At 37.5% G+C, this 15,163-nt stretch carries 13 protein-coding genes; 5 read left to right on the plus strand and 8 right to left on the minus strand.

Annotated elements, in window-relative coordinates; genetic code table 11:
* Window positions 1-99 precede the first annotated feature (99 nt).
* Entirely contained in the window at window positions 100-1,350 is a 1,251-nt protein-coding gene (locus IPH66_00370; GenBank protein MBK7127805.1) for a T9SS type A sorting domain-containing protein, read from the plus strand.
* Window positions 1,351-1,494: 144 nt separating this feature from the next.
* Here IPH66_00370 and IPH66_00375 read toward each other — a convergent pair whose 3' ends face one another.
* Both IPH66_00375 and IPH66_00380 read right to left on the minus strand, forming a co-directional pair.
* Window positions 1,495-2,637: an ATP-binding protein gene (locus IPH66_00375; GenBank protein MBK7127806.1), complete on the minus strand. Its 1,143-nt coding sequence runs from the start codon at window positions 2,635-2,637 to the stop codon at window positions 1,495-1,497.
* A gap of 277 nt (window positions 2,638-2,914) precedes the next feature.
* A complete protein-coding gene (locus tag IPH66_00380) occupies window positions 2,915-3,559 on the minus strand; it encodes an SET domain-containing protein (GenBank protein ID MBK7127807.1) in 645 nt (214 codons plus the stop codon).
* Window positions 3,560-3,941: 382 nt separating this feature from the next.
* Here IPH66_00380 and IPH66_00385 point away from each other — a divergent pair, with 382 nt between their 5' ends.
* On the plus strand, window positions 3,942-4,331 hold the full coding sequence (locus IPH66_00385) for a hypothetical protein (protein ID MBK7127808.1): 390 nt from the start codon (window positions 3,942-3,944) through the stop codon (window positions 4,329-4,331).
* A gap of 277 nt (window positions 4,332-4,608) precedes the next feature.
* A complete protein-coding gene (locus tag IPH66_00390) occupies window positions 4,609-6,012 on the plus strand; it encodes a SpoIIE family protein phosphatase (protein MBK7127809.1) in 1,404 nt (467 codons plus the stop codon).
* 58 nt (window positions 6,013-6,070) lie between these two features.
* On the opposite strand, the gene IPH66_00395 is transcribed toward IPH66_00390, so the two are convergent.
* From IPH66_00395 to IPH66_00415, 5 genes are all read right to left on the minus strand, one after another.
* Window positions 6,071-7,405, minus strand: a complete 1,335-nt coding sequence (locus IPH66_00395) for a SulP family inorganic anion transporter (GenBank protein ID MBK7127810.1) — start codon at window positions 7,403-7,405, stop codon at window positions 6,071-6,073.
* 13 nt (window positions 7,406-7,418) lie between these two features.
* Window positions 7,419-9,287, minus strand: a complete 1,869-nt coding sequence (locus IPH66_00400; GenBank protein MBK7127811.1) for a hypothetical protein — start codon at window positions 9,285-9,287, stop codon at window positions 7,419-7,421.
* Complete coding sequence (locus IPH66_00405; GenBank protein MBK7127812.1) at window positions 9,284-11,788, minus strand: DUF2309 domain-containing protein; 2,505 nt, start codon at window positions 11,786-11,788, stop codon at window positions 9,284-9,286. Before IPH66_00405 ends, IPH66_00400 begins: the two co-directional genes overlap by 4 nt.
* A 130-nt stretch (window positions 11,789-11,918) precedes the next feature.
* Window positions 11,919-12,296 (minus strand): hypothetical protein, encoded by a 378-nt coding sequence (locus IPH66_00410; protein MBK7127813.1) that lies wholly within the window; start codon window positions 12,294-12,296, stop codon window positions 11,919-11,921.
* Between the two features lie 61 nt (window positions 12,297-12,357).
* A complete protein-coding gene (locus IPH66_00415) occupies window positions 12,358-13,230 on the minus strand; it encodes a class I SAM-dependent methyltransferase (protein MBK7127814.1) in 873 nt (290 codons plus the stop codon).
* Between the two features lie 292 nt (window positions 13,231-13,522).
* Here IPH66_00415 and IPH66_00420 point away from each other — a divergent pair, with 292 nt between their 5' ends.
* The gene (locus IPH66_00420; protein MBK7127815.1) at window positions 13,523-13,801 is read left to right on the plus strand and encodes an SHOCT domain-containing protein; all 279 of its coding nucleotides are present in this window, start codon (window positions 13,523-13,525) and stop codon (window positions 13,799-13,801) included.
* Window positions 13,802-14,048: 247 nt separating this feature from the next.
* The gene (locus IPH66_00425; GenBank protein MBK7127816.1) at window positions 14,049-14,678 is read left to right on the plus strand and encodes a hypothetical protein; all 630 of its coding nucleotides are present in this window, start codon (window positions 14,049-14,051) and stop codon (window positions 14,676-14,678) included.
* A gap of 68 nt (window positions 14,679-14,746) precedes the next feature.
* Here IPH66_00425 and IPH66_00430 read toward each other — a convergent pair whose 3' ends face one another.
* A complete protein-coding gene (locus tag IPH66_00430; GenBank protein ID MBK7127817.1) occupies window positions 14,747-15,157 on the minus strand; it encodes a transcriptional repressor in 411 nt (136 codons plus the stop codon).
* Window positions 15,158-15,163 lie beyond the last annotated feature (6 nt).

Raw genomic sequence — 15,163 nt, forward strand, 5'->3', positions numbered from 1 at the left:
ACATCAACAGGATTGACTTATATCCAATGCTGTTCATCATTATTCACCGCTTTATCGAAGGCGTTTCTTACCTTCGTGCTGAAATAATTGAAAAAATTTATGAAAAAAATTCTACTCTCTATGAGCGCCTTTGTTGCGCTTTCAGTTTCTGCTCAACAAGCGGTGACAGATGTTTCCGGTGTTGTGAATAACCCGGTTACTGAATCTGATGTTCAGACAAAAACCTATAACGCTTGCAGTTATGTGCAAGAAGGGAATGCTTTTGAAAATGGGTATCTAAGCAGTACATCTACCAACTATGTTATTGCAGAAAATTTTATTGTTCCTGATGGAGAATGTTGGTATATCAATCAAGTTTTGACGTATTTTTTTACTGATAACGTGGCTGATTTGTCAGCAATGGAAATCACCGTTTTTAATGATAACGCCGGCGCGCCCGGAACAATCGTATCATCATACACTGCCTCACTTTCAGAAATAGCTACAAATTATGTCGGCACTAATTATGGATTTAATATCAATGCGCATTTATGTACTATTGGAACACCATTCAATTTATGTGGTGGACCCGGCGGAACCATCTATTGGATTTCATTTCAGGCAGTAAATACATCAGCCTATTTCTTTTGGGAGTCAACCACACTCGGAACCTATGGTAATAATGCGAAGTATGCTGCAACTGAAGCCGGACCATGGACTGACTACGGTATTGATATGGTTTATGAAATTTTCCACATTGATTACAATTACATCAACCAAACAGAATGTGAAGGTTATTCAATTACTGTTGGTGCTAACACCTACGATTCAACCGGAAATTATATTGACACATTAACATCAGTGGCTGGTTGTGATTCAATTGTTGAAGTAGATTTAACTATCATCACAGTTGATGCAGGTGTAACACAAACCGGTGTTATCCTTACGGCAGACTTGGCTGCAGCAAGCTACCAATGGTTAGATTGTAATAATGCATACGCAGTTATTGCATCAGGTACAAATCAATCATTCACTTCACCAAGCAATGGAAATTTTGCTGTTGAGGTTACAGATGCAGGTTGTGTTGATACATCTGCTTGTTTCTTGATTGATTATACCGGTGTTGAAGAATCAGAAAATGGTGTGGTTACTTTATATCCAAATCCATCAAACAATATAGTTCAATTGCAAGGCATCACACAACTGCAAGGAGTAAGTTTAATCACTATTACCACCATCACAGGTGAAGTAGTAGTAGTGTATTCAAAAGCAGTTTCTGAAATTGATTTATCTGCACTTTCTGCCGGTGTTTATTTCGTAAACATTCAACATGAAAATGGATTGTCATCACTTAAATTGGTGAAAGAATAAATTCATTAAATATATTTTGAAGTATACCGAATCAGCGTATGTTGGTTCGGTATTTTTTTTTGAAAAAACTTGACATGAGGTTTGTGGTATTATGCTTTAACCATTTTTCCAAATCGGAGGAGTGATTTTTATTTCCACGTAGAATTAATGAATAAGATCTCCAGCCCAAAGTTTTTGAATAAATTGTCGCCACGGAAGAACTAGTACATTTCCAATTTTGCGGGGTACAGTTTCATTGCAAACAATAATGGAGTGCTTGACTTTGTATTCTTCACTGAAGGCATTTAACCCTTTTGCATGACGTTCACTTATTTTGTCAGTAGATTTTATTTCCAATGCAATTTCATGATTACCCAATACAAAATCAATCTCAAGTTGTGATGCTGTGCGCCAATATGCAATTGGATAATCTATGCCTGAATAACTGCTGTGCGCATTTATTTCGTGGAATATGAATTGCTCAAAGGCATTACCGAAAATTTCAGAACCTGGTTGAATTTTAGAGCGTCTCAGCAAATGATTGACAATTCCAATATCGTAGAAATAAAATTTGGGAGCTGTGATTACGCGTCGTTTCGGTTTCTTCTGGTATGCAGGAACAAATCTCCCTATCAAAGTATCTTGTAAAATTTGAAAATATTCTTTCACGGTTGGAGATGAAACCCCACAGTCAGTGGCAATATTGTTGTAATTCACAAGTTCGCCATTACTGAAAGCGGCCGCTTCAAGAAATTGTGAAAATTGAGCAACATTTCTGATTTTAGCTTCATTAACAATTTCGTCTTTCAGGTAGTTGCCAATGTAGGCAGCAATGAGTTTTTTAGGTTGTGCACTCAAATAGTGACGAGGTAACAGACCGTGGTTAATAGCTCGGATCAAATCAAAATCAGGTATCTCTTCACTGATTAATGGAAATAATTCATAACGCAATGCCCGACCGCCTAAAAGGTTTGAACCTGAACGAATAATTTTTCTTGGACTTGAACCGCTGAGTATGAATTGTATTTTTTTATGTTCAATAAGCCAGTGTATTTCATTCAGTAGTTCAGGTATTCGTTGAATTTCATCTATAATAATTTGCTTGATTGAGTCATCAGCAGCAACCATTTCACGAATCAATTTTGGATTTCTCTGCAACTTTTCATAAACATCCGAAAGCAACAAATCAAAAATCAGGACATTTGGATAAAGTTGTCCCAGCAATGTACTTTTTCCGGTTTGTCGTGCTCCCCAAAGAAAGAGTGACTCACGGCCGGCATCCTCAAAATTCAATTTTCTTTGAAACATAGATATGTATTGATTTACCGACGATTTTATCAAGCCGTAACTTAAGTAAAAAACACATGATAAAGTAAAGTGATACTTTATTTTATCATGATAAACTAAAGTGGTACTTTAAATTGTCATCATCACAAATCTATAAAAAAGAGATGAAAAACACAAATATTGGAAACAAAGAATGGTATAAATTGAGAACATCGAACGTCAAAATTCAAGTGCTTCTGAAAGAAAACATGATAGAATCAGTAATGTTTTATTGCTACAAGATGGAGATATTGTTGTGTTATTTCTTCTGCAACTGTCCATTGGTGTTTACTCTTTCACCAACTCGTTTTAATTTTTTTGAAGGATCAAAATAACATGTTGCAATTGAATCCATTTCTACTTCTCCTTTGATAATGCGGTCAACTTTTTTCAGAATGGTATCCTGAACAAATTTTTTGAGCGGTTGATGCACCTCGTTGAATTGAGCAAGTCCGGCAATTAATTTTTTGTCCCATACATCTGCATAGCGAAGCAAATCGTCAGGATAAACCACTTTGCGTTTTGTGCCTTCATCAATACCTCTGAATGGTTCTGAGATATTGAGATATCCATAATCATCGGTTAGTTGCTCACCTGGTTGAATATCACGAATGGCAATTTCAAATTCATACGCAGTAGTTAGACAATTGGAATTGAAACTATGATTGACAAAACGGGCATTGTCCCAACAAAGAATAAAATTGCCTTTGTTATTACGGTAACAATAGGTGTCAAGAATTTCAAGATAGGCAGGTCCCATTTTAACCGCTTCATCGGGGGTGATTTCTCGGTCTAGTTTATCCATAGCCCATGTGATGGTGCCTTTAGGAATAAATTTTTTAGCCACAACGCCATAACCAACTTCAGGACTTATAAAGCGCAATTCGGTATCCGGATGTATCATGCAAAGATGAGTGAAATATGCCGCTAAAGGTAATTGAATTTATTATCAGACATTCTTTTTCATAAGCCAAGGAACACAAAACTTATTAACGTGTAAATAACACAAAAACAGATTGATAGAGCTTAATTGCGAATAATTGTATCGCCATAATCGGTTACCATTTAATCAAAATGACATCCATATTAAACAAGATTGGTCTACGTTGATTTGAAAATGCCGGGGGTTAAATCGGTAGAAGGTACGGTTGAATCAATAGCGCCAATAAAAGCGAAAATTGGGCGTTAATTTGGTAGAAGTAAATGTTAAAGAAGTCTTAAAAGATCAAAACAAACCAACTACGCACAAATTACAAACGTCTAAACAAACAGAAAGGGACAACAATATGGATTACCTGAAAAAAGAACTCAACAAATTACTTCCGCTGGCACTGCTATTTGGTGCTTTTGGTGGTGTCCTGCTTATAATACTTGGAAATGTATTTAATGCTGATCAGTTTTCATATCTCACCATGTACTCTTTGGTTACTGCATGCAGTGTATATCTTCTAAACCGTATCCGCTATAAAAGAGAAATCAAAAGTTCTATACTCTATGGATATTGTGTCTTTGGTGTAATGACAACTATTGCTTTTTTAGATATGATTTTTAATGCTGATCCTCAATTCAGCTCGCCAATTTTTGAGCAGGCAGGATTTTTTGTAACACTCATCATCATGGTGTTTATAATTGCTGCGCTGATTCCGGCACTTTTCAAAAGACGGGTTATTGCTTGATATTTTATTGAACTCAACTACAAAATTCACTGATTGTTTATCGTGTGAATAAATCTGATTTGAAATTTTCATCATCACATTAATCGTTATCTGTTATTATGCAATGGCATCTTGTATTTAACGGGGGTGCAAATTGAATTCCATTGCGTTGGGGCAGGTCGCGACCTGCCCCAACTATTTAATTAGACTTGATTTCAAAACTCTTTTCTGTATATTTATTCAACAAAAAGGACGATGTTTGTTTTAAAATATCAAACAAGGAGATTCCATCTGCTGAATGAAACAAAAATTTTTATCACTGGTGAGTTATGGGATAAAACCTGAAACCCCTCCGGCTGTGGCTGAGCAGATACGTTTGCTCAATGGAATAAGTATTCTGGGAATACCTGTGGTAGCGCCGTATGCTTTGTTTTTTTTCATCATGGGATACCATTTGTTGGCGCTTGTTTTTGCGGTGGGTATCCTAATTTTTACGGCTCCAATTTTTATCAACAAGTGGTTTGGAATCAATATCGGTCGTGTGTTTACGTTTTTATTGGTTGCACTTTTTTTTGGACTCATTTCAGTTTTAACCGGACATGAGGCAGGTTTTTATCTTGGCTTTGTTGTAATATCTGTTCCACCGGTCTTGCTTTATCCTTCTATAAGAAAGGGATTCATTTTTGTTGGATTCATGGTAATCTGTCTTCTGTGTTCAATGTATCTGAGCATGAATACCGATGTATCAACTGCCTTGCCATTTCCAATGTCTATGGTGATTTATATGATTAATCTTTTTTCAGTGTTGTTTGTTACACTTGGGGTTGTCTACATATTCAAAAATGAACTCAGCGAGAGCCGCACAATTTTAGCAGAAAAAAACAAGGAAATTGTAGACAGTATAAACTATGCGCAGAAAATACAGTTCACCTTACTGGCGCATGAAGAACTTTTGCAAAAACATTTGCAAGATCATTTTGTATTATTCAAACCAAAAAGTATTGTAAGTGGAGATTTTTATTGGGCAATAGCGGTAGGAAATAGCGCAGCGCGACAAACAAAAAAATTAGATGAATCATTATTTGCTGAAGAAAACCAACATCAATCGCAAAACACTGATCTATTTTATTTGGCTGTTTGTGATAGCACAGGCCATGGTGTGCCTGGCGCCTTTATGAGTTTACTGAACATCTCGTTTATCAATGAAGCGATCACTGAAAAAAATATTTTGGAACCACATGAAATTTTTAATCATGCCCGTTTGCGTTTGACTGAAAATCTGGGAAAAGACGGACAAAAAGATGGATTTGACGGAATATTGGTTTGCTTTAATTCTGCAGAAAAAACCATCACCTATTCGGCAGCTAACAATGCTCCGCTTCTGTTTACCAATAACGGAATCATGGAATTGAAAAAAGATAAAATGCCTGTTGGTGTGAGTGAGAAAAAAGAAGGATTTACAACCTATTCTCTTCAGTATAATCCCGGAGATATTTTATACCTCTATACCGATGGTTACGCTGATCAGTTTGGCGGCCCCAAAGGAAAAAAATTCAGGTATAAAGCACTCAATGAATTAATCCAAACAATTGCGCCGTTATCTATGCGTGAACAAAAAGAAATCTTAAACAACACGCTGGAAAATTGGATGGGTAGCCTAGAGCAAATTGATGATGTATGTGTGATAGGCATCAGGCTATAAAAAAATCTTTTACGCCTTATATATGTAGCGTGATAAAAACTCACGCACCGGCCGATCTTTATTTTTCTGCACCGTCACCAAGCCCTTCTTCACTGATGATATCATGTGATTGCCCATCTGCAAAACTATCTTCAATGTCTTTTATTTTGAATAGGGCCCTGCAGATATAAAACAATGCGGTGGCACTAATAACGGCAACATTCAAATCATAAAAAGCCGTGAGCAACATAGTGTACATGATAAAAATAAATTGAATGTTCCGTTCACGATTTTTAAACCACTTGTTTTTGAAATAGGCAACCAGAAAATCTCGTTCAAAAACATCCAGCGCTGCTTTAATCAATACACCAATAAAAACTGAAGAGGCAACCAGAACCAATAAATCTTTAAAAACAAGAAAACCTAAAATAGTGAATGCACCTGCTAAGATTGGTGCCAATCTTGTTCGTCCTCCCTCTTGATAAATTAGTACTGAACGTATCGTTGCCTGCGCGCCGGGTATTCCGCCTAACACTGCAGCGGCTCCATTTGCTATGCCCTGACCAATTAATTCTTGATTTAATTTTGATTTTTCTTTGGTGAGGTGGTCAACAATCAATGCGGTAAGCAATGAATCAAGATATCCCAGTACCACTAATTGCAACGCATAAGGCAAGGCCATCCAAAGATATTCTGAGGTAAAAATATCTGAAGAAGGAAAATAAGAAATCACCAGATTTTTAAATTCACCAAACGAACCTACCGAGGCACCCAAAGAAATATTTTCAACACCAAAATTCATACTCACGGTAATCACAGTCATGATGATAATTCCGGTTAAAGTAGCAGGAACAAAACGTGCAATATTTTTAGGAACTTTCAACCACTTTAAAATTTTAGGCAAAAGAATGATGAGTAAAAAAGTACCAAATGCAAGCACATAATTTATTATCGGATTACCACCCGGCTGCACTTTGCCACCAAGGCCGAATAAAATTTTAAATTGATCAACCCAAATAACCATGGCAATACCACTCATGAAACCAAGTATTACACTTTTGGGTACCAGTTCAATTAATTTACCCAATCGCACAACCCCGGCAATAATTAATCCAACTGCCGTCATTAGAAAAACTAACGTGATGAATTGTTCTGCCAATAATTTATCACCGGTAAAATTATCATAAGCAAAAGCCACAACAACCGCACTTACTGCAGTCATTGGACCTGTTGGGCCAGATACACTCAAGCGAGTACCACCAAATAAACCGGTCATAATGGGAATGATACCTGCCGCAATCATACCGGCAAATGCACCACGACCGGACATGACACCAAACGCCGCACCTAATGCCAGCGCAGCAAAACTTACAGACAATCCTGAAAGTAAATCTCCTAAAAATGTTTTTTTCATAATTACTATTTGTTTATGCTGATCGTCCCGGAACGGGATGATTCAATTTTACATGTTGCCCCATAAATACGCGAGAAAAAATGCGTATTAATGCAAGGCCGTTAATAACAAAACTCAATGCAACCAAGGCCAACAAAACAACCTGATGCGTTTCAATATGACTAAATATTAAATCTTCCCCCACGAAAGAAGGTGTTATTGGAAAACCTGCCATGCCTAAACAAGCAAGCAGAAAAATGAAAGCAGCTTTTTTATATTCGTAGGCGTGTCCCTGAAATCTGTTGAGACATAATCCTGATTCACGTTTGCCTAACCAGGCTAACACAAGGTATCCAATTATACCTGAAATTAGAACGCCACTTAGGTATACTACCGTGTCCCAATAACTGAAATGTTCATTGAAAGTAATCCCCAAGGCAATCCAAAAATGATTCTGAAATAAAAGCAACCAACTAAAGCGTGCATCATTTCTTTTGATGAATGCTTTCAAGCTGAGTAGTAAACCAATTCCACTAAAAAGTGCAGAGAAAAAATGTCTTGTTGATTCAGAAAATTCATTTTGATAATACAACAAAACGCAGCCTGCAAAAAAGAGTGGTACTAATACAGCAAGCGCCGTTTTTGGATTGATGAAACGTAAGGCATTTCCAACTCGCTTCATAGGTGCCCACAAATAATAGAATGATAATGAATCTAAACTCCATTCTTTCAAACTCATCAGATAAATGGTATTCATGATACGCTTTGAAAAGAATTTGTTCTTCACTTCATCACGCGGTTGAAAATTGTAGAATTGATCTCTAATTAAATAGGTCACTACAGATGGTGAAACCAACAATTGATAGGTTCTTAAAAATGCATTTCCGGCAAAATGAATCAATGCAAGAATTTCAAATCCAAACGCAATTTCAATGAAAATTATTCCAATTTGCGCAATGGATGAATACGCTACCTGCGCTTTCACAGATGATTGCACCCGGGCTGCAAAAGTTGACAGAACAGCTGTGATCAAACCAACCATAAAAACCAGAATGCGTGCCACGGGCAAATGCTCCCAAAAAGGAAACGTGCGCAACAACATAAATACACCAATATGCACGGAAAGTGAACTGTAAAAAATTGCACTTGACGGAGTTGGGCCTTCCATGGCGCGTGGCAACCAAAATGAAAACGGAAACTGCGCAGATTTCACAATGGCAGCAAGCAACACAAACAAGGTGATGAACAGCGCAACCCATGTGTGTTCATGCAAATGCAAACCAACCTCAGCATGATTATTCAATTCAAGAAAGGTTATGTTGTGATGCCATAAATGATGACTTAACCACATGGCCAGAATCAATCCAATATCACCTACACGATAAATTGAAAAAACTTTGAAGGCATTTTTTACCGGCAAATAACGATCACGGTAAAATGCAATCAGGAGAAACGATGAGACTCCTAAAATTTCCCATCCTATAAAAAGTGTTTCAAAGTTGCCTGAAAAAATGGTGATGTTGTAACCAAGGTAGAAAAACAATAACGTGTTGAAGAATCTTTTATACCCCTCTTCACGATGCATGTAATACTTGCTGTAAATGGTAATCATAAAAGCAAGCAGACAACCAACCAGCAAATAAACTACCGTGATTTTATCAAAATAGAGATCAATAAAAAAACTATAATCTTCATTTGAATACACTGAAAATTCTTTGATATTAATTGGATGATGTCCGTTCAATAACCAAAAAAATGTGAAACCTATTGCCAGCAATAAGTGAATGCCAATTGAACTAAAAGAAATCAAGGCAAGCCATTTTTCATTTGTTTTTGGAACAACCAGACTCACTGCAAATCCGCACAGAGGAATCAAAATGAGTAATGCAATCATGCTATTCATAGCGCTCCCTGTTTTAACGTGAATACCGGTAAATTTTCTGATGTACTCTCTACTAGTTTTTCCAGATTATCTACTGCTAAAACCTCTTTGGTCAAACATGAATAAGGCAAAAATTGACCATTGGTAAATACATAGAATTCTTCTGAAACAGGATCAACCACTACTAAATGAATCCATTCATTGATAAACCATTCGTATGTAGCAGGATTTATTTTAATGGTGTTTAAAACAACGTCAGGTTGATGTTCTACTACCAACAACAATCGCAACGGATCATGAATTTCAATCATTTGCTGAGGTAATCCCGGCCGCAAATCTCCTTCAATGCCGTTGGCTACACCAATTAACCCCATCACGTTGTGCGGTAATTTTGAACCTGCCCCCAGTTTGTGATTATCAATGCGTGAGAAATAATATTCCAGGTTTATACCACCGCAAACCGGAGCAGCTGCATTTAATATTCCGAGCAACCATTTTCCATCAGGATCAATTTCATAATCATACGAATTTAAAAATGCACGACGATCCAAATGCAAGTTTTGAGTCAATGATCTTTTGCCCACAATGCAAAGCGTATTGGTCGCATGGTTATATTCTGGTCTCGGTTCAAATAGCGAAACGGCGCGCAATTTAACACGTTGATGCACATCTTCTGCTTTTCGTTTGGTGTTCACTAAATCAAATCTTCGTGATCGTTCTTTTGAATTTAAATCCAGCGCATGTCTGAATGTGTTTAAATTTTGATGATGATATCGCTGATTGGTTTCTGTCAGTTTATGTGCATCGTAGAAATGAAATTCATCTGTTGTGGTATCATGCAAACCACCTAAAAATTGCGTGGTATCCGGAATATTTATTCCACGCGTTGCTAAATTTTTTCTCACCAGTGGATGATTCCCCATTGCACTGAAAACACGTGCATTAACAGATCCCGGGCGACCGGAACAAGCACCGCAATCATACGCTGAAAAATGTGTATTGTTTGTACTTGAAGCACCATGACCAATCACATAAATCAGCGGCGCAAATTGATGAACCAAACCAATACTTTTAAGCACGGATTCCACTCTGTCTGTCATTTCAATTATAGAGTATCCAATTTGTAAATCATCTATTTTGTTTGATGGGTTTTGGTTTTCTAACTCTAATTCTGATTGAGAATCCATGTGCCTGAAAGAAGATGCTGAGGCGGGTGATACAGTTGGTCTGAAAATATTCATGAAAAGTTTCAGAGCGCTCCAGAAGCCTACGGTTTGAACAATCAACCAACCTGCAAATAATCCATGAGTGCGCTTGTTATAATGCAAATCTTTTTTCTGTTTTGATTGATCAGCTTTTTCACAAACGATATGTTTGGGATTTACCGGCAACGGACAAATCTTGGTATAGAATTTTCCTCCTTGGGGTTTGAAATAAGTATCTATTCCAAAATGACCTGCCGTTGAAAATGTCTCACAGTTTGGTTCAATATTTTCAATGTACTCACGCAGCGTCATCTCTCTGTCATCAATACAAAACATGGCTTGAAAGCGCAAATCACGCTCATGCAAATCAGGTGTTAATCTATCTGTTTGCAAACCGGCAATCACGGCATCATAATATGACCACTCATAGGCATCTTGCCAAATGCGATAATACAATTCTGTTTCGCTCAATTGGATTGGGTCAAAAATACCTTGCGGTTTTTCTGTTAATGTTTCTGACAACGATTTCCACTTGTTACCAAAACGGTGATCAAGGGTATCAATCTCTAACATGAGCTCAAGCAATACTAAATCTTTCAGCGTAATTTTTCGCTGGTCAAGTAAGGTTTGAGGCTGAGTTTCAATTGTTGCTACAAGACCTGACCAGCCGGGATGTTCAAACTGCTGATCAAAAACATAGTGTTCAAATAATGCAGAATCTCCAACTAAAATTTGTAAAAGTTTTTCAATCGTGACGGATGAGTCATGCAATAAATTTTTGCCTCGTTCAGTTCTAAAAAAACCTGAAAAACTTTCTTTTTCTAATTGACGAACAGCTTCTAATAATCCGGTATTGGTTAATGGAAATTTCCAAAGCGCCACTCCTTGATCAAGGTAACTATTCAACAACCTGAACACGTTTACATGAACTCTGCCATTGAGATCAAAATGATATTGATTTTTCCAATGGGCGCGCAATTTACCAACCTTTTGACTTAGGTATTCTCCTTCAGTACATGCTAGAAGTTTTGTTTCAAGTTCAGTTGCATTTTTATCTCCTTTAAATTTTTGAATTGAGCGTTGGAGTATCTCTTTTTTAATCTCATTTTTTCTAAGCAAAACATGATACTCATGAAGTGAAAGATACACGCGATATCCAAACATGCGCGAAGCCTGCACCACGCCGTCATGAAAATTCAAGTGCTGAAATTCATGCAGGGTATTGTGATGCACAAAATCTTTCAACGGCGCCTGAGCCGGCAAATAGTGCCGTAGTTCATGAAGTAGATGTTCTTCATTAAAACATGACGATTGCATGATATTTTTTATTCAATTGAATAGAACTCATCCAAAAAAAAGATGAGCAACCGGGAAATGAAAAAGAATAAGCGCAGAATAACTGAAACCCGTGGTCAGTTATACAGAAAAATAAACGCGCTTGAAAATGCTAAATGAGTAGTGTCCGGTTCAGAAGATAAACCGGAATAACATGAAACGCATGTCGGTATTCAATTAATTTATCCGCATGCTGCGCTTGCTTTTTAGAATCGTGAACAAGTCCGGTGAACACATGACACAAGCCAAATGAACGAACATCATCATCATCTGTACGCTCATCTTCAATGGATGTTATTTCTTCATCCTTATGTGTTTTGAAAGGCTGATCAAAAGGATTGGTTGATTGATAATGCAGCACTAAATAGAATTCATTATGCTGCTTGACAGTGTGATTGGTATGTGTTGATTCTACATGTCCTCCAAGGAAGAACATGGCAACCGTGATTAGCGGAAGAATAAAAAATCGCAAATTCGATTTTGTAGACATAATCCCTTATTGCAAAACAAAGGTAGATTGAAAATATGATTCAAATTCTGCTGACACCTGATTAAATTTTTTTCAACCTTGTCAACTCGCCGTAATCAAGCACTTTAGACGATGTAGTGTTTGCTGCCAGTTTGGTGATTTCAAGTTTAAAATTTCCGGGCAAGGCATTACAAACCGATCTAATTTCTACATCAGTAAGCCGCGGCGAATACGTGTTGACGATAATATCTCCACCGCGTTCAATCAACTGGGAGGCCAGATTCAATAGATCCGCAAATTTATCTTCAATTTTCCATCGCTCTTTGTTGGCACCAATACCAAAAGCAGGTGGATCCATAATAATGCATTGATATTTATTGGCTCTTTTCACTTCTCGTTGAGCAAACTTCACCGCATCTTCTAACACCCAATGAATGCCATCCAAATTTGAATCACGCATATTATCTTGCCCCCATTGAATTACTTGCTTAACAGAATCACAATGAAACACCTCAGCACCGCAGGCTTTGGCAACTAAAGAAACCGTTCCGGTATAACCAAATAAATTCAAAAACCGGTCTCCGCTTTTTACCACATTTGCAACAAAGTCCCAGTTGGCTTGCTGTTCAGGGAATAGACCCGTATGCTTGAATTTTGTGAGTTTTAAATTCAAAATCAACTCATGCGAAATATGCTGAGATGAGAACGGATATTTTATTTTCCACTGATCAATCACGTCCGGTTTTAACATTTTCCATTCGCCGGCAGAAGAATTTTTTTCTATGAATTCAACCTGCGCCAATTTTTTCCACTCATCAAAAGACCAAGCCGGTTTAAAAAATGCATTCCGATCAGGACGAATGGTGATGACATTTCCCCACCGTTCTAATTTTTTTGAATTACCCGCGTCAAGCAATTCGTAATCGCTCCATGATTTTGCAAAAGTGCGCTGCATGCCGCAAAGGTAGAAAAATGGTTTGTATTGAGATTTTGGATTGAGAGATGCATGCGCGTTGGTGTAGGCGCAGGTCTCAAAAATATTCACGTTGGTGTCGGCGCAGGTCGCGAAAATATCAACGTCTGTGTTTGCGCAGGTCTCAAAAATATTCACGTTCGTGTAGGTGCAGGTCGCGACCTGCGCCTACGGAAGAATGCTTACACTGCAATCTAATAAAAGGATATATATTTGACATTAACCCATCGCAGAGATCAACTAATGATGGAATGAATTCAAAAAAAATTGACAAATGAGTATGGTTTTGTTGGGTGTTCTTGGTCCTGTTCAGGGTTTATTGTCATTGCTCATACTGGCCGCTCCTGTTATCATCATGGTGATCATAATAAACAATTCCAGAACGAAAACAAAAAATAAGCCTAAATCAAATACGCTTGATTCAATACCCGAAGACGAATCACTTGCGTCAGATGACACGTATAGTAAAATTCAACGCCTTTACAAATTGTATAGGGAAGGTGAATTATCAAAAGAAGAGTTTGAAGCAGAAAAAAGGAAGTTGATTCAATAGTCAATATGGGTTGACGCAGGTCTCAAAAATATTCAACGTCAGCGCAGGCGCAGGTCTCAAAAATATTCACGTTGGTGTAGGCGCAGGTCGCGACCTGCGCCTACGTAATGAACGTAATGAACGAGAAGACAATTTTCCATTGATCGTATTTAATTTTTATTAATTTTACTGCGTCAAACGAAAAAACGTATTTGCAGTTCTTGCAGATGCACAATATCAAAACGATTCATCTTAAATTAATTTAATTATGCGAAGAACGTGTACCACTCCGCGCTTGAAAGATTTTGATTATACATATAATAATTGCTTTTTTGTAACGTCTGTTGTAAAACATCGAATGCCTTCATTTGGACAAGTATTAGACGGAAAAATGATTTTAAACAACTATGGGAAAATTGCTTCAACACAGTGGTTCTGGTTACACCAAAATTTTCCATATATTTTATTACATGAATTTATTGTTATGCCTGATCATATTCATGGTATAATTGAAATAAATGATTCGATCGTTGTAGGCGCAGATCGCAAAACAAAAAACGTCAATGTAGGCGCAGGTCGCGAAAATATTCACGTTGGTGTAGGCGCAGGTCGCGACCTGCGCCTACCGGATGAACGTGATGAACAGAATAAAAACATCAATCATCAACAAAAAATAAAATCCTTATCAGAAATCATGGGCGCATATAAAACAACCGTGTCAAAACAAATTCACCAGGCGGGATTATTTTCATTCAATTGGCAACGCTCGTTTTATGATCATATTATCAGAGATGATAACGAATTTTTTTGGATGTCAGAATATATCAGAAAAAATCCTGAAAATTATAATTCAACGTCAGCGCAGGCGCAGGTCTCAAAAATATTCACGTTGGTGTAGGCGCAGGTCGCGACCTGCGCCTACGGGAAGAACGTGATGATTGCGACCTGCGCCTACGGAAAAAAATCTCACCTACACCCCTCACACAAGCCGCTGCCCAATATTTCAAGATGATGAATTTTGAATTTTGGATATTTTACTACGGGGAATTCTTTGAGTTCTAAACAAAAAACCTGGTTGCAGTTTTCACATTTGAAGTGGAGGTGTTGATGTTCGTGTCCGTTTTCATGTACGTGACAATCGTCTTTGCAGAGGGCTAATTTTCTGGTGTCGCCGGGCATCACAATTTCGTGGATAATGCCTGTTTCAATGAATGTTTTTAGCGTGCGGTATAAGGTGATGCGATCAAATTCTTCTAATGAATTTTCAAGCAGTTCGGTGTCAATGGCATTTTCATGACGCTTGAATACTTCAAGAACCTGCAAGCGGAAGTCTGTAACGCGCAATCCTTTTTCTGATAAAATATTTTTTGTTTCCAAATGCAA

Source organism: Crocinitomicaceae bacterium (assembly GCA_016708105.1).
Classification (GTDB): Bacteria; Bacteroidota; Bacteroidia; order Flavobacteriales_D; family Crocinitomicaceae; genus JADJGJ01.